This is a genomic window from Labedella gwakjiensis (genome assembly GCF_003014675.1).
Classification (GTDB): domain Bacteria; phylum Actinomycetota; class Actinomycetes; order Actinomycetales; family Microbacteriaceae; genus Labedella; species Labedella gwakjiensis.
This window is the reverse complement of sequence record NZ_PYAU01000001.1, coordinates 272,711-297,833: the sequence shown is the minus strand read 5'-3', so window position 1 is coordinate 297,833 and position 25,123 is coordinate 272,711. Positions and strand designations below refer to the sequence as shown.

The window sequence follows — 25,123 nt, the reverse complement described above, 5'->3', positions numbered from 1 at the left end:
TCGGGGGCGATGCGCGTTCCTCCGACGTCGGGGCGGCGGCCGATCCACCCCGTCTCATCCGGGTAGGCTCGCGGAGCAATGAAACGAACGACCGTCGCGCTTCTCGCCGCCCTCGAGGCGTTCATCGTCGTCGCGATCGGCATCGCCATCGCCCTCGTGCCGCTCACGCTCCTCTGGGCGATCCAATTCGGTTTCGCCGTCGACTGGCTCGTCTTCTGGCGGGCGGCCGTCGACATCTGGCTCCTGGGGCACGGCACAGACATCTCGGTCACCCTCGATCCGACCACCGTGGCGCGGGTGGGCGTGCTCGCGGCCGGCGACCCGTTCACGGTGTCGCTCGCCCCGCTCGGGATCGGACTCGTGACCGTGCTGCTCGGGTCGCGGACGGGCGGCCGCGCGGCCGAGTCCGGTGCCTGGCTCACGGGTGTCGTCTCCTCCGTCCTCACCGTGCTCGTCCTGTCCGCCGTCGTCACCCTGACCGCCGCGAACGGGCTCGTGAGCCCATCACTCGTCGGTGGGGTGTTCTCTCCAGCGATCGTCTATCTGGCCGGACTCGCCGTCGGTCTCATCGGGGCACGCGTGCGCGGGGGAGATCTCGTGGTCGGTGGCCGACTGGGAGACCGGCTCGCGGAGCTCGGCGATCGCCTCGGAGCACGGACCATCGGCATCGTCGTGGCGTCGCTGCGTGGTGGCACGATCGTCGCAGCCGGGATCGTGGGGGTCGCGGCGATCGTCGTGGCCGTCATGCTCATCGCCTCCTTCGGCACGGTCGTCGGACTCTATGAGAGCTCCGGCGTCGGGGTCACAGGCGGCATCGCTGTCACGATCGCCCAGCTCGCCTACCTTCCCAATCTGGTGGTCTGGTGCGCGTCGTGGCTTCTCGGACCAGGCTTCGCGATCGGCGTGGGAACGAGCGTGTCGCCGGCCGCGACTCTCCTCGGTCCCGTGCCGGGAATCCCCGTGCTCGGCGCCATCCCGACGGGCGACCTGCCGTTCGGCTTCCTCGGGCTCATCGTGCCCGTCCTCGTCGGCTTCCTCGGTGCTGCCGCGGTCAGGCCCGCCGTCGTGCGTGCCGCGGACGGACACGGTCTCGTTCGCTCCCTCGTTCTGACGGCTCTCGGCATCGCCGTGGTCGCGAGTGTGCTGATGGGTGCTCTCGCCCTCGCCGCGAGCGGCGCCATCGGCCCGGAGCGCCTGCAGGAGGTGGGCCCGTCGGCTCTCGCTGTGCTGCTCGCGACCCTCGCCACGACGACGGTCTCTGCGCTCGTGGGCATGGCATCCGGACGGTACGGCCCCGCCGACGACTGACCGTCCCGGTCGGAGGCGGCCCGCGGGCCCCGGTAGGCTAGCGGCGTGCTGTCGCTCGTCGTCCTCATCTCCGGAGGTGGTTCCAACCTCCGCGCGCTCCTCGAAGCGCAGGCCGATGCGGCGTACCCGGCCCGGATCGTCGCCGTCGGCGCGGATCGCGAGGCCGACGGTCTGGCGCACGCCGAGGAATTCGGTATCCCCACCTTCACCGTCCCGTACGGCTCGTTCGCAAGCCGGGAGGAGTGGGGTGACGAGCTCCTCGAGCAGATCCGCGTCTGGAACCCCGACCTCGTGGTCCTGTCCGGTCTCATGCGCCTCCTGCCCCACCGTGTGGTGGCGGAGCTGTCGCCTCGCCTCATCAACACGCACCCGGCCTACCTGCCGGAGTTCCCGGGAGCCCACGCCGTCCGTGACGCGATCGCGGCGGGCGCCGACCAGAGCGGCGCCTCGATCATCGTGGTCGCCGATGGGGTGGACGACGGACCCATCATCGTCCGTGAACGGGTGGCCGTGCTCCCCGGGGACACGGAACACTCCCTCCACGAGCGCATCAAGCCCGTGGAACGACGTCTGCTGGTGCAGACCGTTCTGGACATCGCCAACGGCCTCGATCTCGAGACCCTGTAACCAAGGAGCACTTCAATGGCCGGCCCCCGCCACGACTCGAGCCTCTACCGCGACCGCGACTTCGTCGAGATCAAGCGCGCCCTCCTCTCCGTCAGTGACAAGACGGGCCTCCTCGATCTGGCGGCCGCGCTCGCCGACGCGGGTGTCGAGATCGTCTCGACGGGCTCCACGGCGGCCACCATCCGCGCGGCCGGGCACGATGTCACGGACGTCGCGAGCGTCACCGGCTTCCCCGAGTCCCTGGACGGGCGGGTCAAGACCCTCCACCCGAGCGTGCATGCCGGTCTCCTCGCCGACCTTCGGCTCGAGTCCCACGAGGAGCAGCTGGCCGAACTCTCGATCGAGCCGTTCGAGCTCGTGGTCGTGAATCTCTATCCGTTCGCCGAGACCGTCGCGAGCGGAGCGGCCCGTGACGACATCGTCGAGCAGATCGACATCGGCGGTCCGGCAATGGTGCGCGCCGCGGCCAAGAACCACCCGAACGTCGCGATCGTCGTGTCGCCCGACGCGTACGCCGGGCTCGTCGATTCGATCCGCGAGAAGAAGGGCACGACGCTCGCGGAGCGCCGTGAGCTCGCCGCGCGCGCGTTCGCTCACACCGCGGCGTACGACACGGCGGTGGCCGGCTGGTTCACCGACGCGGCCGAGGGCTTCGGCGCATCCCTCACCATCCAGGCGGAACTCGGCAACGTGCTCCGCTACGGCGAGAACTCGCACCAGGAGGCCGCCATCTACCTCCGCGCCGGCGGACAGGGCATCGCCCAGGCCACGCAGTTGCACGGCAAGGAGATGAGCTACAACAACTACGTGGACGCGGACGCCGCCGTGCGTGCCGCCTTCGACTTCGCGGAGCCCGCCGTCGCCATCATCAAGCACGCGAACCCCTGCGGTATCGCCGTCGCGACGCCCAAGGCGCCCGACGCGATCGCCTCCGCGCATCTCCGCGCCCACGAGTGCGACCCGGTGTCCGCGTTCGGCGGCGTCATCGCCGCCAACCGCACCGTCACGCTCGGTATGGCGGAGACCGTCAAGGAGATCTTCACCGAGGTCATCGTCGCCCCCGACTTCGAGGAGGCGGCCCTCGACGTCCTCCGCACGAAGAAGAACCTGCGCATCCTGCGGCTGCCGGAGTCGTTCGAGCTCGAGCCGCTCGAGTCGAAGCAGATCTCGGGAGGCGTGCTCGTGCAGGAGGCCGACCGTTTCACGGACGGGGACGTGCAGGCGTTCACCGAGGGGTGGGAGCTCGTCTCCGGCGAACCGGCGGACGAGGACACCCTCGCCGACCTCGCCTTCGCATGGAAGGCATGCCGTTCGGTGAAGTCGAACGCCATTCTGCTCGCCTCCGGGCGCGCATCGGTCGGCGTCGGGATGGGGCAGGTCAATCGTGTCGACTCCTGCCACCTGGCCGTGTCACGGGCGGGGGAGCGGGCCACGGGATCGGTCGCCGCGTCCGACGCCTTCTTCCCGTTCGCCGACGGACTCCAGGTGCTCATCGACGGCGGTGTCCGGGCCGTCGTCCAGCCGGGCGGATCCGTGCGCGACGAAGAGGTCTTCGCGGCTGCTCGGGCAGCCGGGGTCACCATGTACGTCACGGGAGAGCGTCACTTCTTCCACTGATCGTCGCGCGTCGAGGACCGCGGCGGATCCGTCGCGGTCCGTTGTCCGGAGATCCATAGCCGGCCTCGGATAGGCTCGACGACATGTCCGTCTCCTGGGGCCACCGCCTCCTCGCCTCCGTCCTCAGCGCCCTCGCCTCCGCCGGGCTCGTGCACCTCACGATGCTCCTCGCGTTCTGGATCTCCGACTCCTCGAACGCTGCGATCATCGGTGCTGCGCACCAGTACTTCCTGAGCGGCACGTTGATCTCGTTCGTCGTGGTCTTCGCGTTCGGCGTCTTCGGGCTCCTCGGACGTTGGTGGGGCGCGCTCGTCGCCGGCATCGTGGCTGGTCTGGTCGCACCGCTCGCGGGAACGTCGTTCCAGGTGCTCACGCAGGGCATCGCGATCGACGAGACGTTCGTCCCCTCGGTCGCCTCGACCCTCCTCACGGTCAACTTCGGCTTCCTGGTCACGACCATCGCGGTGGTCCCCACCGTGGGGCGCCTCGTGTACCGCTCGCTCGTGGGCGCTCAGTCCTCGACGACGGCCGACGCGCGCGTCGCTCTCGTCCGCCTCCCGGCCAAGAACCTCACGGACGGTCAGGTGACGCACATCGACCGCTCGCCGATCGACACCGATCTGGCGGACCGCCAGTGGGACGCGTACGTCGCGGCCTTCGCCGAGCACGGCTGGACGACACAGGAGGTTCCGTACGCCGAACGCCTCGCCGACTCCGTCTTCGTGGAGGACGCCGTCGTGGTGATCGGAGGACTCGCCGTCATCGCCCGTTCGGGCAGCGAGGAGCGCCGGGGCGAGACCGACGGCGTCGAGGAGGTCCTCGCCGCGCGGCGATACCCGATCGAGCGCATCATGAGCCCCGGGACGCTCGATGGCGGCGACGTCCTGGTGGTCGGCACGACCGTCTACGTCGGGCGATCGAGTCGTACGAACGCCGACGGCATCGCTCAGCTCCGCGCGCTGCTCGGCGCGCGCGGCTTCGATGTCGTGGCCGTTCCCGTCACGCGGGCGCTCCACCTCAAGTCGACGGTCACGGCCCTTCCGGACGGAACCGTCATCGGCCACGATGAACTCGTCGACGAGCCGCGGCTCTTCGGCCGCTACCTCCCCGTGCCCGAGAAGGAGGGCGTCGCCGTCGTCGCCCTCGACGAGGAGACGCTCCTCATGTCGGAGGCCGCCCCGGAGACCGCTGAGCTTCTGAGGGAGCTCGGCTATGACGTCGTCACGGTGGACATCTCCGAATTCGAGAAGCTCGAGGGGTGCGTCACCTGCCTGTCCGTCCGTCTCTCCTGACCAGGACGGCGTCATCGACGCCGGTCGGTTTCTCCGCGCCTCTTGCGCACCCACGCTCACTGTGAATATCCTGTAAGGCTGTGCGCAACACCTTCCAGGGGGTGGAGCCGCGGCTCACGAGTCGTCGAGTTGGGGAGGGTCACATGTATACAGTCATCGCGCCGAATCGGGGCCTGACCGCTGCCTCCGGCCCGTTCGCCCGCCCGCTTCTCGACCCGCGCCGCCCTGCCGGTCGCGTCCGCGCGAGCCGATAGCGGACGAGACAGCCCGCACTCCTCCGGTCCGCCAGCGGACCGCGCCGCCGATCCGGACCCCACTCGGGTGGTCCTGTGGATCCGGCCGCGCCCTCACTTCGACACCATCACCGACGTTCGACGCGACCCGTCGACCGTCTCCGCACGCGCGAGGAACATCCATCCATGCCTGAACGCACACCGTCGTCATCACCTCCCCGGAAGCTCGGCACCGCCGCAGCGCTCTGGCGCATCTATCCCTGGGCGAAACCCGCCATCCCGAGCATCGCTCTGGGAATGGTCGCCGCACTCATCGCCGCCCTCGTCGCTCTGTCGATCCCGCTCGTGCTCGAGAACCTCGTGGACAGCGCTCTCGAGAACGGTGACGGCGCGGGCATCTGGCCAGCGGTCCTCGTCGTCGCCGGTCTCGGCATCGTCGAGGCGATCATGATCGCGCTCCGCCGCTGGTTCGTGCTCACCCCGGGCACACACGTCGAGGCTCGGCTCCGCAACTCGTTCTACGCGAAGCTGCAGGACCTGCCCGTCGCCTTCCACGATCGGTGGCAATCCGGGCAGCTGCTGTCCCGCGCGATGAGCGATCTCAACCTCATCCGCCGGTGGCTCGCCTTCGGCCTCGTCCTCTTCGTCGTGAACACGGTGACCATCGTCGTCGGCGCAGCCGTGCTGTTCACCTGGAGCCCGCTGCTCGGCGCGATCTTCATCGCGTGCGCTGTGCCCATCTGGATCTACGGGTTCGTCTTCGAGAAGAAGTACTCACGAATCGCCCGCCGCAGTCAGGACCAGGCCGGCGACCTCGCGACGGCCGTCGAGGAGTCGGTGCACGGAATCCGTGTTCTCAAGGCGTTCGGTCGCGGGAAGTACGCGCTCGACAACTTCGCGACCCAGGCGGAGAGTCTGCGCGGGACGGAGATCGAGAAGGCCAAGGCCATCGCGGGGATCTGGTACTGGCTGCTCCTGCTGCCCGACATCGCGTTCGCGCTCTGTCTCTTCGCCGGCGTGTGGCTCGCCGCCTCCGGCGACCTCACCGTCGGGCAGCTCTTCGCGTTCTTCGCCACCGCCGCGATCCTGCGCTGGCCCATCGAGTCGATCGGGTTCCTCCTCGCGATGACCTTCGACACGCGTACCGCGAGCGACCGCTTCTTCGAGGTCATGGACGAGATCAACACGATCACCGATCCGGCTGAGCCTCTGCACGTCCACGAGCCGAAGGGGCATCTCGTCTTCGACGACGTGCACTTCCGGTTCCAGGACACCCCTGATGGGCAGCCGGATCTGCTCGACGGGGTCACGCTCGACCTGGAGCCGGGCGAGACGATGGCGCTCATCGGCGTCACGGGGTCCGGCAAATCGACTCTCACGGCTCTCACGACACGGCTCTACGAAGTGACCGGAGGTCGTGTCACGATCGACGGCGTCGACGTCCGCGACCTCTCCCGTACCGAGCTGCGGCGTCACATCGCGATGGCCTTCGAGGACGCGACCCTCTTCTCGGCGACCATCCGCGAGAACGTCCTCCTCGGTCGAGACGATCTCGAGCTGCGCTCGCCGGAGGCCGACGCCGTGCTCGAGGAGGCCCTCGACATCGCGCAGGCCGGGTTCGCGCGGCAACTCCCCCAGGGAGTGGAGACGACGGTGGGCGAAGAGGGCCTCAGCCTGTCGGGCGGCCAACGTCAGCGGTTGGCGCTCGCACGCGCCGTCGCGGCGAAGCCGGAAGTGCTGGTCCTCGACGATCCTCTCTCGGCCCTCGACGTGGATACGGAGGCGCTCGTCGAGGCGGCGCTCCGCCGCGTGCTCGCGAGCACGACGGCGCTCATCGTCGCGCACCGACCATCGACGGTCATGCTGGCCGACAGGGTCGCCCTGCTCGAGCGCGGGCGCATCACCGCGGTCGGCACCCACAGCGACCTGCTTGCATCGAGCGAGCACTACAGGTTCGTGATCTCGAGCCTCGACGACGACGAACCGGTCGTCTCGGCGGGAGCCGACGACGACGGACGACAGGAGGTGACCTCATGAGCTCTGCTTCAGTACTGGGCGTCAGCGGCGAGGAACGCGACGATCTCTCGAAGGCGGAGTCCCGGCAGATCCGCCGCCGGTCGCTGCGGCTGCTCGGCTCGCTTCTCGCCCCGCTCAAGGTCCGCGTGATCTTGACGATGGTCGTCGTCGTCGTCTCGACGGCCGCCCAGGTGGCGGGGCCCGCTCTCATCGCGTTCGGGATCGACACGGGACTGCCGGCCGTCCTCGACCGCGCTGACTGGATGCCGATCGTCGGCATCGTCGCGATCTACCTGGTCACGGGAATCATCGGCGCTGTCCTGATCGCGTGGTACACCGTGCTGAGCGCGCGCATCAGTCAGGCGATCCTCATCGATCTGCGCAAGAGGGTCTTCCTCCACACCCAACGGCTCAGCCTCGAGTTCCACGAGAGCTACACCTCAGGGCGGATCATCTCGCGCCAGACGAGCGACCTCGACTCGATCAAGGAACTGCTCGACTCGGGAATCAACCAACTGGTCTCCGGGCTGCTGTACATGACCTTCACAGGCATCGCGTTGTTCCTGCTCGACTGGACGAGCGGTCTCGTGCTGCTCGTCTCGCTCGTGCCGTTGCTCCTCCTCACCCGATGGTTCCAGAAGCGCTCGCAGTCGGTGTTCCGGGAGACGCGTGTGACGTCGGCGCGCGTCATCGTGCAGTTCGTCGAGACGATGACGGGTATCCGGGCGGTCAAGGCGTTCCGGAAGGAGAAGCGCAACGAGGACACCTACGGGGATCTCGTCGAGGACTACCGTGACGCGAACGCCCGGGCGATCCGTCTCTTCGGCTTCTTCGACCCCGGACTCGTGCTGATCGGCAACCTCACGGTCGCCGCGGTGCTGCTCGTCGGCGGTTTCCGGGTCGTCGACGGAGCGATCGAGATCGGTGCTCTCCTCGCCGCCGTGCTCTACACGCGGCGATTCTTCGATCCGATGGAGGAGATGGCGATGTTCTACAACTCCTACCAGTCGGCGGCCGCAGCGCTCGAGAAGATCTCGGGGGTGCTCGAGGAGCAGCCGAGTGTTCCCGACCCGACGAGCCCGATCGATCTGTGGACTGCTCGCGGTCACGTGGCGTTCGAGGACGTGCGGTTCGCGTACAACGCCGACAGCGTCGTGCTGCCGCAGTTCACGCTCGACATCCCTGCGGGGCAGACGATCGCGCTCGTCGGCACGACGGGTGCGGGCAAGTCCACGCTGGCCAAGCTGATCTCGCGCTTCTACGACCCCACGGAGGGGAGGGTGCTGCTCGATGACGTCGATCTGCGCAAGCTCCATCCGAAGGACCTCCGACGCGCGATCGTCATGGTGACGCAGGAGGCCTACCTGTTCTCGGGAACGGTCGCGGACAACATCGCGCTGGGGAAGCCCGGCGCGTCGGCGGACGAGATCGAGCGGGCGGCACGGGCCGTCGGTGCGCACGAGTTCATCGAGGCCCTCCCGAACGGCTACGAGACCGACGTGAACAAGCGCGGCGGGCGCGTCTCCGCCGGTCAGCGTCAGCTGATCTCGTTCGCGCGCGCGTTCCTGGCCGACCCGTCCGTCCTGATCCTGGATGAGGCGACGGCGTCGCTCGACATCCCGAGTGAGCGCCTCGTCCAGGAGGCGCTCCAGACGCTGCTGTCCGACCGGACCGCCGTGATCATCGCGCACCGACTGTCCACCGTGGCGATCGCCGACCGCGTGCTCGTCATGGAGCACGGTCAGATCGTCGAGGACGGGACTCCGGCCGAGCTGATCGCGGGAACCGGGCGGTTCGCGCGGATGCATGCGGCCTGGCGCGACTCCCTCGTGTGACCGAGGGGTCGGAGAAGGGGGAGGGTGCACGTCTCGCCGTGCGCCCTCCCCCTTCTCGTGTCAGGTGGAGGGACTCCCGTCGGCCACCGTTCCCGGGCTGAAGGCGTAGATCGTGTCGCCGTCGGTGAACGCCGTCCAGCCCCCGTCGCACGAGAAGAGCGATGACGGAATCGTCTCGGGCCACCACGAATCGTCGATCGGAACCCCCGTCTCGGCCGTGGATGCCGACGCTCCCGCCGACATCAGCTCACACGTGCCTGCGACGAAGTGCGTCGGCGACTGGAACGTCAGGATCGAGGCGTGGTCGGCGAGATCCGTCGTGTAGCGGATCGCCGATGCATCGTCGGGGACCCAGGAGGGCGCCGGCAGTGTGTCGTCGTCGCGGAAGCCGTCGATCGCCCCGTACGCGCCCCCGACGGTCGAGCCGAAGGCGAGCTGCAGGCTCGAGCACGAGCACAGGGCTGGGACGATCGCGAGGGCGAGTGCTGCCGCCGCGATGCGCCGGAGATGTCGAGGTGCCATGGTCTCAAGCCTCGCCCGCCGACCCCGCACTGGTCGTCCCTCGGTGGGCTGAAGGGCCTCATCCTCCAGGCCGATTCACGGTCGCATGTCCACGATTGCGTCGACGCGGCATCGACGATCAGATCCAGGCGGACCGGGCGATCCGATAGCCCGATGGCGTCTCGACGATCGGGGTGCGCTCGGCGAGGTAGTGGGGGAGCGCCTCCTGCTCGAGGCCCCGCGGCGGGAAGCCGCCGGATCTCACGACGCGCCACCAGGGCACTGTCGATCCGGCGTGAGCCATGACCCGTCCGACGCCGCGGGCGGATCGGGACCCGATGGCGGCGGCGACGACGCCGTAGCTCATGACGTGACCGGACGGGATGGCCGCGACGACGGCGAGGACCTCCTCGACGAACTCGTCACCGCTCGGCGGCCCGTCGTCCTCGGGGGCCACGAAGGCCGAGGGCCCGTTCAGAGCGTGAGTTCCGCGATCGTCTCGCCGTAGGAGGTCTCTCCGACCGGGGCGAAGCCGACCCGGAGGAAGAACGCCTCCGGTCCGCTCTCGCCCGGCTCGTAGATGACGTCGAGGTGGTTGAAGCCGCGAGCCGTGGCCTCGGAGCGGAGCGCCTCGACCGCGAACGTACCGATACCGCGGCCCTGGTCGTCCGCGTCGACGTTGATGCGCCAGAGGATGCTGCGGAACTCGTCCTGCGGGGCGTTCGGATCGAAATTGCCTTGAATGAATCCCACGACCTCGTCGCCGTCGAGGATCACCCGCTGCCAGCTCGTGGTCGGATCGACGACCGCGGCGGCGACGGCGTACGAGACGGGGGCGACGAACTGCTCCTGGCCGGGTTTGAGCGAGAGCGCGTTGACCGCGACGATCGTGGACGCCGACAGTTCCTCGAGTCTCAGCTCAGCCATGTCCCCAGGCTAGCGTGGAGGGCCGTCGCCGCGGAAGGACGAGACCGTAACGCGACGACGCCGTGCACTGGAGATGTCTCGACATCGAGATATCTCGGCCGCGCGGTAAGCTGGTGCGGCGAGATCCGCCCGTAATCCCTCAGGAGTTGCTTTGTCGAAAATCAAGGTTGAAGGCACCGTCGTCGAACTCGACGGCGACGAGATGACCCGCATCATCTGGCAGGCCATCAAGGACACCCTCATCCACCCGTACCTCGACGTGAACCTCGAGTACTACGACCTCGGTATCGAGAAGCGCGACGAGACCGACGACCAGATCACCATCGATGCAGCCGAGGCCATCAAGAAGCACGGCGTCGGCGTCAAGTGCGCCACCATCACGCCAGACGAGGCGCGTGTCGAGGAATTCGGCCTCAAGAAGATGTGGCGCTCGCCCAACGGCACCATCCGCAACATCCTCGGCGGCGTGATCTTCCGTGAGCCGATCATCATCTCGAACATCCCGCGCCTCGTCCCCGGGTGGAACAAGCCGATCATCATCGGCCGCCACGCGTTCGGCGACCAGTACCGCGCCACCGACTTCCGGTTCGCCGGCCAGGGCAAGCTCACGGTCGAGTTCACCCCGGACGACGGCTCGGAGCCGCAGAAGTTCGAGGTCTTCCAGTCGCCCGGCGACGGCATCGCCCAGGTGCAGTACAACCTCGACGCGTCGATCCGCGACTTCGCTCGCGCGAGCCTCAACTATGGCCTCACCCGCAACTACCCGGTCTACCTCTCCACCAAGAACACGATCCTCAAGGCGTACGACGGCCGCTTCAAGGACATCTTCGAGGAGATCTTCCAGGCCGAGTTCAAGGAGCGGTTCGACGCCGCCGGGCTCACATACGAGCACCGTCTCATCGACGACATGGTCGCGTCGGCCATGAAGTGGGAGGGCGGATACGTCTGGGCCTGCAAGAACTACGACGGCGACGTCCAGTCCGACACCGTCGCGCAGGGCTTCGGCTCGCTCGGCCTCATGACGAGCGTCCTCGCGACGCCGGACGGAAAGGTCGTCGAGGCGGAGGCCGCCCACGGCACCGTGACGCGTCACTACCGCCAGCACCAGCAGGGCAAGCCCACGTCGACGAACCCGATCGCCTCGATCTTCGCCTGGACCCGCGGGCTGCAGCACCGCGGCAAGCTCGACGGCAACCAGGAGCTCATCGACTTCGCGTCGACGCTCGAGGACGTCGTCATCAAGACGGTCGAGTCGGGCAAGATGACGAAGGACCTCGCGCTCCTCGTCGGCCCGGACCAGCCGTACCAGACGACCGAGGAGTTCCTCGCGACCCTCGACACCAACCTGCAGGAGCGCATGGCCGCCTAGTCGGTCATGCCGCAGCACGACGAAGCCCCTCCCCGGTTGCCGGGGAGGGGCTTCGTCGTTGCGCGATTCGGGTGGAGCGTCAGGATGCTTCGTTCACCTGGAGCGTCGCCTCGTCGCGCCGCTCTGACGCAGAGCCGACGGCGATCTTGCGCGGCTTCGCCTTCTCGCTCACCGGGATGGTCACGGAGAGCACGCCGTTGTCGTAGTGCGCCGTGATGTTCTCGGTGTCGATGCCCTGGCCGAGGTTGAGCTGGCGCAGGAAGGAACCCGACTCGCGTTCCTTCGCGAGCCAGGACACGCCCTCGCCCGTGGTGAGGGTGCGCTCGGCACGGATGGTCAGCAGCTGACCGTCGACGTCGATGTCCACCGAGCCGGGGTCGATACCCGGGAGGTCGGCTGCGAGGACGTAGTGGTCGCCGTCGCGGTAGAGGTCCATCGGCATCAGGCGCGGTCCCCGGCGGGTGTCGAGGAATGCACCGGCGACGCGGTCGAGCTCGCGGAACGGATCGAAGTTCATGGCCATCGTTTTCTCCTTCGTCGGGGCCGCATGGGGCGGCCGGATCGGCTGGTTCATGAAGTTGAGTCGATGTGACTCAACCTGGAATTCAGATTAGCACTCTACCTCTGCGAGTGCCAGTATCTCCGTTCGCTGTGCGCGATCGGTGCGTCGAGCGCGGGGATCCGGGGATGGGGCGCGCCGTCACGGAGGAGCGCGTCGACAGTCGACAATCGATCCGTCGTGGCGGTCGCCACGCCACCATGGCGCCCGTAACGCGACGTTTACACGTGGCCCTCCCTCGGGGGCCAGTTCTGCGCTAGTTTCGCTCTTGGGTACCCGAAGCCCTCGCAATACGACGCCGTATATGCGTGGCGTCGACCGCATCACATGACGGGAAAGGTATCCGTGAGATATACAGATTCGCGTAGCCCACGAGGCGGCGCACAGAAGCGCGGAGCACGTACGCTCCTCGCCGGCGGGCTTACAGCCGCACTGGCGATCACCAGCATGGGCTTCATCGGGGGGACGGCGGCGAGTGCCGCTCCGACCACCCCGTTCTCTCAGCAGAGCGGGAAGACGACGTACGACGCGGGGCGGTACGTCGTGACTCTCGTCGACGATGCGGCCGCCACGTACGACGGCGGGGTATCCGGCTTCGACGCGACGAAGCCCGGAGCGGGGGACAAGCTCAACCCGGGCGCGAAAGACGTGACCGAGTACACGGACTACCTCACCGACGAGCAGAAGGACGTGGCGGCCGAGGTCGACGCGACCATCGACTACTCGTACACGCTCACGGTCAACGCTTTCGCCGCTGACCTCACGAGCGCGCAGGCGAGTGCCCTCTCCGCCGACAAGCGCGTGGTCGCTCTCGAGGCCGAGGAGATCCTGCACCCCACGGCTCAGTCGTCCACGGACTTCCTCGGGCTCTCGGGTGAGGGTGGAGTCTGGGAGGGCGTCGGCGGTGTCGACGCCGCCGGGGCCGGCGTCGTCGTGGGTGTGCTCGACACAGGCATCGCCCCCGAGAACCCCTCATTCGCCGGTGACCCGCTCACCACCACGCCGAGCGACGAGCCGTTCCTCGACGGCGACGAGGTCATCTACACCAAGGCGGACGGTGGGACCTTCCGCGGCATCTGCGAGGAGGGCGAGCAGTTCTCGGCCTCCGACTGCTCCACCAAGGTGATCGGTGCGCGCTACTTCCTCGACGGATTCGGTGCCGACCGCATCGGCGACGCGAGTGTCGGCGAGTACGTGTCGCCGCGCGACGGCGACGGCCACGGCTCGCACACCGCGAGCACCGCTGCCGGCAACTACGGAGTCGATGCGAGCGTGAGCGGCGTCGACTACGGACAGATCTCCGGCGTGGCGCCGGCCGCGAAGATCGCGGCGTACAAGGTGTGCTGGTCGGGTCCCGACCCCGCCGTCACGACGGACGACGGCTGTGCGTCCACCGACCTCCTGGCCGGTATCGAGCAGGCCGTCGCCGACGGCGTCGACGTGATCAACTACTCCATCGGCGGTGGTTCGGCGACCACGACGGTCTCCGCGACCGACTACGCATTCTTCGGAGCGGCGGCCGCCGGCATCTTCGTGTCGGCCTCGGCCGGTAACGACGGCCCCGACTCCTCGACGCTCGACAACGCCTCGCCGTGGATCACCACGGTCGCCGCGTCGACCATCCCGAGCTACGAGGCCACCGTCGAGCTCGGTGACGGCTCCGCCTACCCGGGTGCGTCCATCACCGTCGACCGCACCGAGGGGGCAGAGCCTCTCGCGGGCGAGCTCGTCTGGGCGGGCGATGCGGCGGCCGACGGTGTCGCCGACGCGAACCTCTGCGGACCGGACTCGCTGAACGCCGATCTCGTCGCGGGCCAGATCGTGGTCTGCGACCGCGGGACGTACGACCGGGTCGCCAAGTCGGCAGAGGTCGCACGTGCCGGCGGTATCGGTCTCGTCCTCGTGAACCCGATCGCCGGGTCCATCGACCTCGACGAGCACAGCGTGCCGACGGTGCACGTCGACGTCACCTACCACGACGCCATCGTGACGTACGCCCAGACGGAGGGCGCGACCGCGACCTTCCTCCCGGACAACGTCTCGGACTACCCGTCGCCTCCGTCTCCGCAGGTCGCGGGCTTCTCGAGCCGTGGTCCCGTGCTCGCCGACGGCAGCGACATCCTGAAGCCGGACGTCTCGGCTCCGGGCGTCGCGATCCTCGCCGGTGGCGCGAACGCCGAGGGTGCCGATCCCACCTTCAAGTTCCTCTCCGGAACGTCGATGGCCGCACCGCACGTCGCGGGTCTCGGCGCGCTGTATCTCGGCGTGCACCCCACGGCGACGCCGGCCGAGATCAAGTCGGCGCTCATGACGACGGCATCGAACACGGTCGACGCCGACGGCGATGACGTGACCGACCCGTTCGTCCAGGGTGCCGGCCAGGTCGAACCGACGAGCTACTTCGATGCCGGGCTGCTCTACCTCAACGACGTCGACGACTGGGCGTCCTACATCGAGGGTGTCGGCTACGAGCTGTCGCCCGACGTCGAGCCGATCGATCCGTCGAGCCTCAACCTGGCGTCGATCGCGATCGGTTCGCTGACCGCTCCCGAGACGATCACCCGAACGGTGACGGCGACGAAGGCCGGGAGCTACACCGCCCAGCCGATCGAGATCCCCGGCATCACCGCAGAGGTCACGCCGTCGTCGTTCACGATCGCCGAGGGCGAGTCGGTCTCCTACACGGTGACCTTCACCCGGACGGACGCGCCTCTCGACGAATTCTCCACGGGCTCGCTCGTGTGGAAGGGCACGGACGGCACGACCGTGCGTTCGCCGATCGCCGTCCAGCCGGTGACGATCGTCGCGCCGGACGAGGTCTCCGGAACGGGCATCACGGGGAACGTCGCCGTCGAGGTGACGCCCGGCGGAACCGGACCGATCCCGCTCGAGGCTCAGGGGCTCGCTCCCGAGACCCTCGTCGCCGGTGACGGCTCCGCCGAAGGCCACACGGGTTCCGGTTCGGGAGGGGACGAGTTCGAGTACCCCGTCTCTGTGCCGGAGGGTGCCTCCCTCGCGCGGTTCTCATTGATCGCGGTGGACAAGACGGCGGACCTCGACCTCATCGTCTACCAGCTCGATGGCGACGGGAACCCCGTGGCGGGCTGGCAGTCGGCGACGGGTTCGGCCGATGAGCAGGTCGATATCTGGGCGCCGGAGGCCGGCGACTACCTCGTGATCGCCCAGGTCTACAGCGGCACGACGGCGTTCGACGTCCGGACAGCCGCAGTGGTCCCGGGTCAGGGAGAAGGCGACTTCGCCGTCGACCCGACCGAGCTCGCTGGCGTGCAGGGCGAACCGTCCACCTACACCGCGTCGTGGGCCGGTCTCGAGCCGCTGACGAACTACGTCGGACTCGTCCTCTACGGAGACACGGGTGAGGCGACGGTCGTCTCGGTCGCGAGCGGGGAGGCTCCGGAGCCGGAGGCCCCCGTCAACGTGGTCGCCCCGACGATCTCCGGCACGCCGGCCGTGGGCAAGAAGCTCACGGCGACCCCGGGGGAGTGGGACACCGAAGGGCTGACCTTCGCCTACCAGTGGCAGGCCGACGGCGTCGACATCGCGGGAGCGACGTCGGCGACGTACACGGTCAAGCGCGCGGATCAGGGCAAGAGCCTCACCGTCGTCGTCACGGCGTCGGCCGAGGGGCTCCCCTCCGGGACGGCGACCTCCGCTGCCGTGACGGTGCTGTTCGCCTCGAAAGTGTCGCTCTCGGTCTCGCCGGTCGTCGGGTTCAGCTGGTCGACCTACACCGCGACGGTGAAGGTGACGAGTTCGTCCGACACCCCGGCGACGGGCAAGGTCGTCATCACCGTCGGCTCGAAGAAGATCGAGGCGGTACTCGATGCGAACGGGACGGCGAAGGTCAAGCTGCCGAAGCTGCGCTCCGGCATCCACACCGTGAAGGTGAGCTATGCGGGCGACGCGACCCACACGGCCGCGACGAGCTCGCCGCGCTTGGTGCTCGTGATCATCTGATCCACCTCACCCCATAAAGATGGCGATCCTGCACGGAATTCCGTGCAGGATCGCCATCTTTTTGGGGTAGGCGGGGGAGGGGTCAGGAGCCGCAGGCCTCGTTGAACGCCGAGGTCTGGGTCTGGAAGTTCTCGATTGCATCGGTGAGCGCCTCGCTGTCGGCGTTCTCCGGGTCGTCGACCGCGTCGGACGTGGCCTCGATGTAGTCGGCGAGAGCGTCCTCGGTGTTCTCGCCGAGGTCCTTGATCTCCTCGTTCGTGATGCCGTCGACCGTCTCGGAGAAGCTGGCCTGGAACGTCTCGAGAGCGGCGATGGCGCCCTCCGGGTCCGATGCCATGTTCGAGATGCTGGAGGTGAGTTCCGTCGAGGCGTCCTCGAGCTCGGAGTTGAGCTGCGCGCAGGCCTCCGCCGTCGACTGTCCGCCGGAGCAGCCGGTGAGCAGGAGTGCGGTGACGGCGAAGAGGCCGGCGACGGTCCGGGCCGTGCGAGTGGTGGCGCTGGTCATGGTGGGGGGTCCCTCGTTCAGGTGAATGTGACGCCCCGACCCTAACAGCGCCGAGCGGAACGGGCCGAGGGGTGGCGGGGGCGAGCCGGACGGCCACGGTGACGATCGGGTAACGGGCGGTCGGACGGCGAGAAGACTCTTGCGCGTATTTAGTTCGTAAGGTTTACTAACAAACATGTCGCCGACCCTCACCTCCGATACGAGCGGGCTCCTCAGCCGCGAGCGGGAGGATCACACGGGCTTCACGCGCTCGCTCCGCCCCCGCGGCAAGGTGCTCCCGGAGCACGCGAGGACGCACAACCGGTCGCTCGTCCTGCAGACGCTCTATCGCGCCGGCGCCATGAGCCGAGCCGACGTCGCACGGGCGACGGGGCTCACGCGGGTCACCGTGTCGGACCTCGTGGCCGAGCTCATCCTCGACGGGATCGTCCTCGAGCGCGGCCCGAGCGAGTCGGTGAGGCCCGGGAAGCCCGCGACGATCATCGATATCGACCGGACCGGTTTCCAGATCCTCGCGCTCGACCTCTCCGAGTCGACCCGGTTCCGTGGTGCGCTCCTCTCCCTCGACGGTGACATCGAGGCTCGCCGCGACATCCCGCTCGCGGGACTCGCGGGCACCGCTGCCGCCACCGCGGTCATCGACCTCGCTCGCCTGCTGCTCGCCGACGCGACGAAGCCCATCCTCGGCGTCGGGGTCGGGTCCCCCGGCATCGTGGATCCCGAAGGACGGGTGCTCAGCGCTCCCAACCTCGGGTGGACGGACGTGGCGCTGCGCGCCGACCTCGAGCACGCTCTCGGACACCCCGTGACCGTCGTGAACGACGCGAACGCCGCTGTGCTCGCCGAATACAGCTTCGGCGACATCGACGGAGACGTCATGGTCGTGAAGGTCGGCCACGGTGTCGGTGCAGGGGTCCTCCTCGGGGGATCCCTCGTCCTCGGACGGAACGGGGCGTCCGGCGAGATCGGGCACGTGACCGTGGGAACGGATGGTGGACTCGAGTGCGCATGCGGCAAGCGTGCGTGCCTCGAGACCTGGTTGGCCGTCCCCCGGCTCGAAGCGCAGCTCGCAGCCCGGCCGGACGACCTGGATCTCGAGGGTCATGACGCCGTGCTCCGCGAGGCGGGGGAGCGGCTCGGGATCGCTCTCGCCCCCGTGGTCGGCACGCTCGGACTGGAGGACATCGTTCTCGCCGGTCCCGCAGCCCTCCTCGACGGCGTGCTCGCCGACGCCGTGGCCGACACCATCACGGCTCGGACGATCACACGCATGAGCGGCGGACTCTCGCTGCGCATGACCTCCCTCGGCGACGACATCGTGCTCCTCGGGGCCGCAGTCCTCGTGCTCTCCGGCAGTCTCGGCGTCTCCTAGCCCGACCACGATCCCAACCGCACCACGCACCTCGCACCACGGCACCACCTCATCCGACCGGCGACCGCCGGTCGTCATCCCACCAGAAAAGGACACGACACATGAGGAAGCTCGGTACCCTCGCGCTCGGCACCGTCGCAGCGCTCGCCCTCGCCGGTTGCAGCGGCGGCTCGACGACGGGAGGCGGCGGCGACGCGTCGGCCGAGATCCGCGTCTGGCTCGTCGGGACCGACACCCCTGACACCGCCCGCGAGTATCTCAAGGAGACGTTCGAGGCGGAGAACCCCGGCTCGACCCTCGTGATCGAGGAGCAGCAGTGGAACGGTCTCGTCGACAAGTACACGACGGCACTGTCCGGTTCCGATTCGCCCGACGTGGTCGAGATCGGCAACACCCAGGCCGCGGCCTTCACGAGCGCCGGGGCCTTCACCGACCTGACCGAGAAGTACGAGGAGCTCGGCGGCGACGACCTCCTGCAGGGATTCGTGGAGGCGGGCAGCTACGACGGCTCCTTCTACGCCGCGCCGTACTATTCGGGCGCCCGTGTGGTGTTCTACAGCCCGTCCATCGTGGGCGATTCGGTGCCGACGACCCTCGACGAGTACGTGGAGCAGGGCGTCGCGCTCAAGGAGGGCGGCCTCGCCTCCGGCATCTACGCGCCGGGCAAGGACTGGTACAACGTGCTCCCGTTCGTCTGGGAGAACGGCGGCTTCGTCGCCGAGCAGGCGGACGACGGCACCTGGGAGGCCGGGTTCTCCACCGAGGGCGGCATCGCGGGCCTCGAGCAGATGCAGGAGGTGTATTCGTCGGCGTCCGGTGCCCCGAAGGACGGTGACGAGACGAACGCGCAGGTCCCGTTCTGCGAGGGATCGGTCGGCTTCCTGTCCGCCCCCAGCTGGTTCCAGTGGTCCATCAAGGCCGCGGCCGACGCGGAGACGCCCGGCTGCCCCGACACCTACGGCAAGGACATCACCGCCATGGCCCTCCCGGGCAAGGACGGCGGCGCGGCTGCGGCGTTCGCCGGAGGCTCGAACATCGCCATCCCCGCGAAGTCGGCGCACCAGGACCTCGCCTACTCGGCGCTCAAGATCATCCTCTCCGAGGACTACCAGAAGCTCCTCGCCGAGAACGGACTCATCCCCGCGATCGCCGGTGCGGAGGCCGCGCTCCCCGACGACGCGGTCACCGCCGCCGCGGCCGAGGCCGCGAAGAACGCCCGACTGACGCCGGCCGCGCCGAAGTGGGCCGACGTCGAGGCCGCGCAGATCCTGCAGGACGCATTCGTCCAGCTCGCGCAGGGTGCAGACGCCGCCGAGATCGCCGCCTCCCTCGACGAGCAGATCGAGGACATCCTCAACAGTTGAGGATGCCGCGAGGGGCCGACCGGCGACCGGTCGTCCCCTCGCGACACGACCACGATCTGCCGAGACGACGGACGGACCGCGAGAGGACACGATGACCACGACAGCACCGCCGCCCACAGATCCCCGGAGGGGCGAGCGCACAGCGATACCGGCCCCGTGGCCGGGCGGACGGAGACGACCGCTCCGTGTCCGCCTCGCACCGTGGATGCTGCTGCTGCCGTCCGCCGTGATCCTCCTGGTCATGACGGGGTACCCGCTCGTGCGGATGATGCTCAACTCGCTCCAGGAGTACGGCAAGGCGCAGATCTTCGGCGCACCGCCCGAGTGGGTCGGCGTCGACAACTACGTCGCGATCCTGACGGACCCGGAGTTCTGGGCCGTCGCGCTGCGGAGCTTCGCTCTGATGGCGGTTCTCGTCGTCGTGACGATGGTGCTCGGCATCCTCATCGCGCTCCTGATGACCCGGCTCGGACGCGTCCTGCGCCTGCTCGTGCAGATCGGGCTGCTGCTCGCCTGGGCGATGCCACCCCTCTCTGCCGTCGTGGTGTGGGGCTGGATCGTGGATACGAAATACGGACTCCTCAACTGGGTGCTCAACGCGGTGACGGCGAGCGACACCTTCACCGGGCACTCCTGGCTCATCGATCCCGTGTCGTTCTTCGCGGTGCTCGTCGTGATCATCACGTGGCAGTCGGTTCCCTTCGTCGCCTTCGTCGTCTACGCGGGACTGACGCAGGTGCCGGACGAGATCCTCGAGGCCGCGCAGCTCGACGGGGCCGGCGGGCCGAAGCGCTTCTTCCTCATCGTGGTGCCGTACATCAGGAGCATCCTGCTCGTGACCGTCGTCCTCCAGATGATCTGGGACCTGCGCGTCTTCACGCAGGTCTTCACCCTCCAGGGCATGGGCGGCATCTCCAGCCAGACCGATGTCTTCGGGACGTACATCTACCACCTCGGAACCTCCAACCTCGGGGCCGCAGGTGCCGTCTCGTTCGTGATGGTCGCGATGCTCCTCGTGATCTCCCTCTACTACGTGCGCAAGACCGTGAAGGACGAAGAGCAATGAGCACCTCCCTCTCCACTGCCGCGGCATCGTCAACGGTCGCGCCCGTCGCGGCGGCGACGGCGCTCGTCGGCGCGCCCCGCCCTCCCGCCCGACGTCCGCGCGCCGGCCGCGTCCGATCCGCCGGTGCCCGCGTGGCCCTCGGCATCGCGGCCGTCGTCGTCTTCGTCTGCTCGGTGTTCCCGGTGTACTGGATGCTCAACACGTCGTTCAAGCCGAACGCCGACGTCATCGCTCCGACGCCGCAGTGGTGGCCGGAGAACTTCACGCTGCGCAACTACGTGACCGTGCTCTTCGAGCCGGCTCGCCCCGACCGTGCGAACTTCCCGTCGTCCTTCGTGATGTCGCTCGGCGTGACGGGACTGACCCTCGTCATCTGCCTCGTCTTCGCGTTCCTCGGGGCGCTCGCGCTCTCCCGGTTCCGATTCCGGGGGCGCCGGCAGTTCGTGATCGCGCTTCTCGTGGTCCAGATGATCCCGGGGGAGGCGATGATGTTCACGCTCTTCGGGATGATCGACGGCTGGCGATTGCTCAACACGATCATCGGTCTCACGATCGTCTACCTCGCGGGCGTCCTCCCGTTCACGCTCTGGACGCTGAGGGGCTTCGTCGCCGGGGTGCCGGCCGACCTCGAGGAGGCGGCGATGATCGACGGCTGCAGCCGCGGCCAGGCGTTCTGGCGCATCACCTTTCCCCTCCTCGCCCCCGGGCTCGTCGCGACGGGTGTCTTCGCGTTCATCCAGGCGTGGAACGAGTTCCTCATGGCGCTCATCATCATGCAGAGCCCCGGCTCGTACACGCTTCCGATCTGGCTGCGTGCCTTCCAGCAGTCGACGCAGGCGACGAACTGGGCGGCCATCATGGCGGGATCGACGCTCCTCGCCGTGCCCGTGGTCATCTTCTTCCTCATCGTGCAGGGGCGGATGACGGGCGGACTCGTCAGCGGCGCGGTGAAGGGATGAGCGGCGGGCACCTCCGCATCGGGCTCGACATCGGAGGCACGAAGACCGACGCCGTCCTCATCGACGACGAGGACGCGATCCGCCACCGCGTGAGGAGCGCGACGAGCTGGGGCCCTGCCGGCGTCATCGACACCGCCGTCCGCGCGGTCGAGGAGCTGACGGAGCTCTCCGGGGCCGGGGCCGCCGACATCGTCTCCGTCGGCGTCGGGGTACCAGGTCAGGTGGGGGAGGGCGGCGCCGTGCGGCACGCCGTCAACCTCGGGGTCGAGGACCTCGACCTCGCGACCATCCTCCGCGAACGGACGGGCCATCCCGTCGTCGTCGAGAACGATGTGAAGGCGGCGGCCCTCGGAGCCGCACGCATCCTCGGCGCCACCGGGTCGTTCGTCTACCTGAATCTCGGGACGGGCGTCGCGGCCGGTCACGTTCTCGACGGGCGGCTCCACCGGGGCAGGCGGGGGACAGCCGGGGAGGTCGGGCACATCGCCGTCGACCCCGAGGGGCACGCATGCCGTTGCGGGCAACGCGGCTGCATCGAGACGCTCGCAGGCGGCGCGTACGTCGCCGAGCGCTGGGGTCAGGTGAGCGATTACCCCGTGCTCGCCGTCTTCGACGCAGCGGACCGCGGCGACGAGCTGGCCCTCCGCATCCGTGACGGGATCGCGCGCGGAGTCGCGTGCGCCCTGACCGTGTTGACGCTGTCGGTAGATCCGGATCGCCTGGTCGTGGGGGGAGGCGTGACCGCCTTGGGCGAGCGGCTCGTCGAGGCCGTCAGGCTCGAGCTCCGGACATCGGCCGCGGGATCGGACTTCCTCGCGTCTCTCGATCTGGCCTCGGGGATCGACCTCCTTCCCCGTGCCCTGCCCGCCGCCGCGTTCGGGGCGGCGATCGTCGCGGATCGGGAAGGCGCCGACGTCCACTGACGCGACGCCGTGAGATCCGCTCTCAGCCGGCGACGAGGGGCGTGAAGACCTTGCCGGGGTTGAGGATGCCGAGCGGATCGAAGACCGCCTTGATCCCGCGTTGGAGCTCGACCTGATCGGCGCCGAGTTCGTCCTCCAGCCAGCGGCGCTTGAGGACGCCGATGCCGTGCTCACCGGTGAGTGTTCCGCCGAGTGCGAGGGCGGCGCTGAAGAGGGCGTCTGCGGCCTCCCAGATGTGGTCGGGAACGACATCGCCCTCGAACACGAAGTTGGGGTGCAGGTTCCCGTCACCGGCGTGCGCGACGGTGGGGATCGTCACCCCGAAGCGCTCCTCCACGTCGGCGATGGCCGCGAACATCGCGGGCAGTGCGCTCCGCGGGACCGAGACGTCTTCGATGAGGGTCGTGCCGAGCCTCTCCATCGCGGGGTGCATCGCACGGCGCACGGCGAGGAGGCGTTCGCCCTCCTCCGGCTCGGTCGTGAGTTCGGCTGATCCGCCGAGGGACTCGATGATGGCCAGGGCCTCCGCCGCTTCGGTCGACGCGGCCGGTCCATCCGTCTGCACCGCGAGGTGTGCGGCACCGGCTGCTCCCATGGTCGTACCGAGGAGCGCGTCGACGGCGGCGAGGGACCTCGCGTCCATGAGTTCCATGACCGCGGGCTGCACACCGGCGGACGAGACGGCGGACGCGGCCCGTGCGGCGCTCGCCGCGTCGGGGAAGAAGGCCGCGATCGTGGCGACGGCGCCCTCGACGCGACGTCGGATGCGCACGACGGCCTCGACGACGACGCCGAGGAGTCCCTCCGACCCGACCATGAGCGCTGTCAGATCGAGACCGGTGACGCCCTTGACGCTCCGGTGTCCCGTCCGGATGATCCGGCCGTCCGCGAGCACGACGGTGAGGCCGAGCACCGCGTCCCTCGTCACCCCATACTTGGCGCAGAGAAGACCGCCGGCACCCGTCGCGATGTTGCCGCCGATCGTCGAGATGGCGCGGGATGCCGGGTCCGGGGCGAACCAGAGTCCACGCTCTCCGAGGATGTCGTTGAACCGCCCGTTGAGGATGCCCGGTTGCACGACCGCCACGAGGTCGTCCTCGTCGATCTCCAGCACCCTGTCCATCGCGAGAGTCGAGAGCACGATCTCCCCGGTCGTCGCGAGGGCTGCTCCGGCGAGGCCGGTGCCCGCGCCGCGTGTGACCACGGGGGTCCTGGTGGCGGTGGCGACCCGCATCGTCGCCTGCACGTCCTCGATCGACCGTGCATCGACGATCGCGAGAGGCGGTGCGGCTGAACGATGGCCCGACTTGTCACCTCGGGCGGCGTCGAGCCGGGCGGGATCGGTGACGACGGCGTCGCCGAGGGCGGACCGCAACGCGTCGAGCACGGCCGCCGATCCGGTCATCGCGACAGTTCCTTGCGGCCGGCGACCACGCCGCTGACGACGGCGACAGCGGCGTAGACGATCCCGACGACGGGTTGCCCGAGGTCGAGCCAGGCGAGCGTCGCGGCGGCGACGACGAGGAGCTCCACGAGCGACTTGCCGAACACGTCGATCGAGAACACGGCCTTCGGCGAGCGGAAGAGCGCCCAGAGCAGGATGGCGACGGCAGGGGCTCCGAGCCCGACCACGATGTTGAGGGGGAAACCGAAGGCGACGAAGCCCCAGATACCGAGCGTCACGAAGGCGAACAGCTCGAGGACGAGACGGAGGACGTCGTTGACGCCGATGCGCTGGGGGGAGGTCGTTGCGGTCACGCCTCGATTTTAGGCGCGCGAGTGACCGTCGGCGTGCCGCCCGTGGCTCAGCGGAAGATGATGGTGCGTGCTCCGTCGAGCAGGACGCGGTCCTCGGAGAACCACTTGACCGCCTGAGTGAGCGTTCGGCTCTCCTCGTCCTGACCGATCGCGACGAGTTCGGAGGCCGATCGCGAGTGGTCCACGCGCACGACGTTCTGCTCGATGATCGGGCCTTCGTCGAGGTCGCTCGTGACGAAGTGGGCGGTGGCGCCGATGAGCTTCACGCCGCGCGCGTGCGCCTGGCGGTAGGGGTTGGCGCCCTTGAATCCGGGCAGGAAGGAGTGGTGGATGTTGATGGCCCGGCCGGCGAGTCGCTCGCACAGCTTGGGGGAGAGGATCTGCATGTAGCGGGCGAGGACGACGAGCTCGATGTCGTGCTCCTCGACCGCCTCGATGATGCGCCGCTCGAAGGCCGCCTTCTGCTCGGCGTTCGTGACGGGGGCGGACTCGAACGGTACGCCATAGAACTGGGCGAGGTCGCGCAGGCTCCCGTGGTTCGCGAGCACGAGGGGGATGTCGACGGCGAGTTGGCCGGCACGCTGACGGAACAGCAGGTCGTTGAGGCAGTGCGCGGCGGTGGACGCGAGGACGAGCGTCTTGAGGGGACGACCCACGACGTCGAGCCGCCACTCCATCGTGTAGCGCTCGGCGATCGGCTCGAGGGCCGTGCGGAACGTCTCGCGGTCGGCGGCGGACTCCACCTGGAGTCGCATGAAGAAGCGACCCGTGTCGGCGCTCGAGAACTGCTGGCTCTCCGTGATGTTGCCGCTGGCCTCGACAACAGCGCCGCTCACCGCGTGCACGATGCCGGGTCGATCGGGGCAGACGATGGTGAGGACCCAGTGGTTGAGGGTCGGAATGGCGTCGGTCAC

At 68.8% G+C, this 25,123-nt stretch carries 21 protein-coding genes; 13 read left to right on the top strand and 8 right to left on the bottom strand.

Annotated features, from left to right (window positions below):
• Positions 1-78 precede the first annotated feature (78 nt).
• From CLV49_RS01350 to CLV49_RS01325, 6 genes are all read left to right on the top strand, one after another.
• Positions 79-1,308, top strand: coding sequence for a cell division protein PerM (locus CLV49_RS01350; protein ID WP_106561926.1), 1,230 nt, complete (start codon positions 79-81; stop codon positions 1,306-1,308).
• 45 nt (positions 1,309-1,353) lie between these two features.
• Positions 1,354-1,935: a phosphoribosylglycinamide formyltransferase gene (purN, locus tag CLV49_RS01345; protein ID WP_106561925.1), complete on the top strand. Its 582-nt coding sequence runs from the start codon at positions 1,354-1,356 to the stop codon at positions 1,933-1,935.
• Positions 1,936-1,950: 15 nt separating this feature from the next.
• A complete protein-coding gene (gene purH / locus CLV49_RS01340; protein WP_106561924.1) occupies positions 1,951-3,552 on the top strand; it encodes a bifunctional phosphoribosylaminoimidazolecarboxamide formyltransferase/IMP cyclohydrolase in 1,602 nt (533 codons plus the stop codon).
• Between the two features lie 83 nt (positions 3,553-3,635).
• Complete coding sequence (gene ddaH, locus CLV49_RS01335; protein ID WP_106561923.1) at positions 3,636-4,844, top strand: dimethylargininase; 1,209 nt, start codon at positions 3,636-3,638, stop codon at positions 4,842-4,844.
• A gap of 419 nt (positions 4,845-5,263) precedes the next feature.
• Positions 5,264-7,114, top strand: a complete 1,851-nt coding sequence (locus CLV49_RS01330) for an ABC transporter ATP-binding protein (protein ID WP_106561922.1) — start codon at positions 5,264-5,266, stop codon at positions 7,112-7,114.
• The gene (locus CLV49_RS01325; RefSeq protein ID WP_106561921.1) at positions 7,111-8,928 is read left to right on the top strand and encodes an ABC transporter ATP-binding protein; all 1,818 of its coding nucleotides are present in this window, start codon (positions 7,111-7,113) and stop codon (positions 8,926-8,928) included. The genes CLV49_RS01330 and CLV49_RS01325 overlap by 4 nt, the downstream gene beginning before the upstream one ends.
• Positions 8,929-8,988: 60 nt before the next feature.
• On the opposite strand, the gene CLV49_RS01320 is transcribed toward CLV49_RS01325, so the two are convergent.
• The 3 genes from CLV49_RS01320 to CLV49_RS01310 form a co-directional block, all read right to left on the bottom strand.
• Positions 8,989-9,450 (bottom strand): hypothetical protein, encoded by a 462-nt coding sequence (locus CLV49_RS01320; RefSeq protein ID WP_106561920.1) that lies wholly within the window; start codon positions 9,448-9,450, stop codon positions 8,989-8,991.
• A 118-nt stretch (positions 9,451-9,568) separates the two neighbouring features.
• Positions 9,569-9,886: an MGMT family protein gene (locus CLV49_RS01315; RefSeq protein ID WP_106561919.1), complete on the bottom strand. Its 318-nt coding sequence runs from the start codon at positions 9,884-9,886 to the stop codon at positions 9,569-9,571.
• Positions 9,887-9,903: 17 nt separating this feature from the next.
• The gene (locus CLV49_RS01310) at positions 9,904-10,356 is read right to left on the bottom strand and encodes a GNAT family N-acetyltransferase (RefSeq protein WP_106561918.1); all 453 of its coding nucleotides are present in this window, start codon (positions 10,354-10,356) and stop codon (positions 9,904-9,906) included.
• A gap of 151 nt (positions 10,357-10,507) precedes the next feature.
• On the opposite strand from CLV49_RS01310, the gene CLV49_RS01305 reads away from it, so the two are divergent.
• Positions 10,508-11,725, top strand: a complete 1,218-nt coding sequence (locus tag CLV49_RS01305; RefSeq protein WP_106561917.1) for an NADP-dependent isocitrate dehydrogenase — start codon at positions 10,508-10,510, stop codon at positions 11,723-11,725.
• Positions 11,726-11,804: 79 nt separating this feature from the next.
• Here the strand turns inward: CLV49_RS01305 and CLV49_RS01300 are convergent, their stop codons facing one another.
• A complete protein-coding gene (locus tag CLV49_RS01300; protein ID WP_106561916.1) occupies positions 11,805-12,248 on the bottom strand; it encodes an Hsp20/alpha crystallin family protein in 444 nt (147 codons plus the stop codon).
• A gap of 483 nt (positions 12,249-12,731) precedes the next feature.
• Here CLV49_RS01300 and CLV49_RS01295 point away from each other — a divergent pair, with 483 nt between their 5' ends.
• Complete coding sequence (locus CLV49_RS01295) at positions 12,732-16,262, top strand: S8 family serine peptidase (RefSeq protein WP_106561915.1); 3,531 nt, start codon at positions 12,732-12,734, stop codon at positions 16,260-16,262.
• An 82-nt stretch (positions 16,263-16,344) separates the two neighbouring features.
• Here CLV49_RS01295 and CLV49_RS01290 read toward each other — a convergent pair whose 3' ends face one another.
• Entirely contained in the window at positions 16,345-16,767 is a 423-nt protein-coding gene (locus CLV49_RS01290) for a hypothetical protein (protein WP_106561914.1), read from the bottom strand.
• A 175-nt stretch (positions 16,768-16,942) separates the two neighbouring features.
• Between CLV49_RS01290 and CLV49_RS01285 the strand changes: the two genes are divergently transcribed.
• The 5 genes from CLV49_RS01285 to CLV49_RS01265 all read left to right on the top strand — a co-directional run bounded on the left by CLV49_RS01285 (position 16,943) and on the right by CLV49_RS01265 (position 22,451).
• The gene (locus CLV49_RS01285) at positions 16,943-18,139 is read left to right on the top strand and encodes an ROK family transcriptional regulator (RefSeq protein WP_106561913.1); all 1,197 of its coding nucleotides are present in this window, start codon (positions 16,943-16,945) and stop codon (positions 18,137-18,139) included.
• Between the two features lie 101 nt (positions 18,140-18,240).
• Complete coding sequence (locus CLV49_RS01280; protein WP_106561912.1) at positions 18,241-19,503, top strand: extracellular solute-binding protein; 1,263 nt, start codon at positions 18,241-18,243, stop codon at positions 19,501-19,503.
• Positions 19,504-19,594: 91 nt separating this feature from the next.
• Positions 19,595-20,569 carry a carbohydrate ABC transporter permease gene (locus CLV49_RS01275; protein ID WP_106561911.1) on the top strand — a complete coding sequence of 325 codons (975 nt, stop codon included), beginning with the start codon at positions 19,595-19,597 and terminating at the stop codon, positions 20,567-20,569.
• Positions 20,566-21,528: a carbohydrate ABC transporter permease gene (locus tag CLV49_RS01270; RefSeq protein WP_106561910.1), complete on the top strand. Its 963-nt coding sequence runs from the start codon at positions 20,566-20,568 to the stop codon at positions 21,526-21,528. Before CLV49_RS01275 ends, CLV49_RS01270 begins: the two co-directional genes overlap by 4 nt.
• The gene (locus tag CLV49_RS01265; protein WP_106561909.1) at positions 21,525-22,451 is read left to right on the top strand and encodes an ROK family protein; all 927 of its coding nucleotides are present in this window, start codon (positions 21,525-21,527) and stop codon (positions 22,449-22,451) included. Before CLV49_RS01270 ends, CLV49_RS01265 begins: the two co-directional genes overlap by 4 nt.
• Before the next feature lie 22 nt (positions 22,452-22,473).
• Here CLV49_RS01265 and CLV49_RS01260 read toward each other — a convergent pair whose 3' ends face one another.
• Genes CLV49_RS01260 through purU form a run of 3 tightly spaced genes read right to left on the bottom strand, consistent with a single transcriptional unit; the run spans position 22,474 to position 25,111 of the window.
• Positions 22,474-23,856: an FAD-binding oxidoreductase gene (locus CLV49_RS01260; protein WP_106561908.1), complete on the bottom strand. Its 1,383-nt coding sequence runs from the start codon at positions 23,854-23,856 to the stop codon at positions 22,474-22,476.
• Positions 23,853-24,209, bottom strand: a complete 357-nt coding sequence (locus CLV49_RS01255; protein ID WP_106561907.1) for a YrdB family protein — start codon at positions 24,207-24,209, stop codon at positions 23,853-23,855. The genes CLV49_RS01260 and CLV49_RS01255 overlap by 4 nt, the downstream gene beginning before the upstream one ends.
• 47 nt (positions 24,210-24,256) lie before the next feature.
• Positions 24,257-25,111 carry a formyltetrahydrofolate deformylase gene (purU, locus tag CLV49_RS01250; protein ID WP_106564809.1) on the bottom strand — a complete coding sequence of 285 codons (855 nt, stop codon included), beginning with the start codon at positions 25,109-25,111 and terminating at the stop codon, positions 24,257-24,259.
• Positions 25,112-25,123: the final 12 nt, after the last annotated feature.

Bases quoted from the DNA above. Each gene is read 5' to 3' on its own strand.
- CLV49_RS01295 (WP_106561915.1), top strand. From the start codon at position 12,732: ATGGGCTTCATCGGGGGGACGGCGGCGAGTGCCGCTCCGACCACCCCG.
- CLV49_RS01350 (WP_106561926.1), top strand. From the start codon at position 79: ATGAAACGAACGACCGTCGCGCTTCTCGCCGCCCTCGAGGCGTTCATC.
- CLV49_RS01290 (WP_106561914.1), bottom strand. From the start codon at position 16,767: ATGACCAGCGCCACCACTCGCACGGCCCGGACCGTCGCCGGCCTCTTC.
- CLV49_RS01285 (WP_106561913.1), top strand. From the start codon at position 16,943: ATGTCGCCGACCCTCACCTCCGATACGAGCGGGCTCCTCAGCCGCGAG.
- purH (WP_106561924.1), top strand. From the start codon at position 1,951: ATGGCCGGCCCCCGCCACGACTCGAGCCTCTACCGCGACCGCGACTTC.
- CLV49_RS01280 (WP_106561912.1), top strand. From the start codon at position 18,241: ATGAGGAAGCTCGGTACCCTCGCGCTCGGCACCGTCGCAGCGCTCGCC.
- ddaH (WP_106561923.1), top strand. From the start codon at position 3,636: ATGTCCGTCTCCTGGGGCCACCGCCTCCTCGCCTCCGTCCTCAGCGCC.
- CLV49_RS01330 (WP_106561922.1), top strand. From the start codon at position 5,264: ATGCCTGAACGCACACCGTCGTCATCACCTCCCCGGAAGCTCGGCACC.
- CLV49_RS01320 (WP_106561920.1), bottom strand. From the start codon at position 9,450: ATGGCACCTCGACATCTCCGGCGCATCGCGGCGGCAGCACTCGCCCTC.
- CLV49_RS01275 (WP_106561911.1), top strand. From the start codon at position 19,595: ATGACCACGACAGCACCGCCGCCCACAGATCCCCGGAGGGGCGAGCGC.
- CLV49_RS01325 (WP_106561921.1), top strand. From the start codon at position 7,111: ATGAGCTCTGCTTCAGTACTGGGCGTCAGCGGCGAGGAACGCGACGAT.
- CLV49_RS01260 (WP_106561908.1), bottom strand. From the start codon at position 23,856: ATGACCGGATCGGCGGCCGTGCTCGACGCGTTGCGGTCCGCCCTCGGC.
- CLV49_RS01265 (WP_106561909.1), top strand. From the start codon at position 21,525: ATGAGCGGCGGGCACCTCCGCATCGGGCTCGACATCGGAGGCACGAAG.
- CLV49_RS01270 (WP_106561910.1), top strand. From the start codon at position 20,566: ATGAGCACCTCCCTCTCCACTGCCGCGGCATCGTCAACGGTCGCGCCC.
- CLV49_RS01300 (WP_106561916.1), bottom strand. From the start codon at position 12,248: ATGGCCATGAACTTCGATCCGTTCCGCGAGCTCGACCGCGTCGCCGGT.
- CLV49_RS01310 (WP_106561918.1), bottom strand. From the start codon at position 10,356: ATGGCTGAGCTGAGACTCGAGGAACTGTCGGCGTCCACGATCGTCGCG.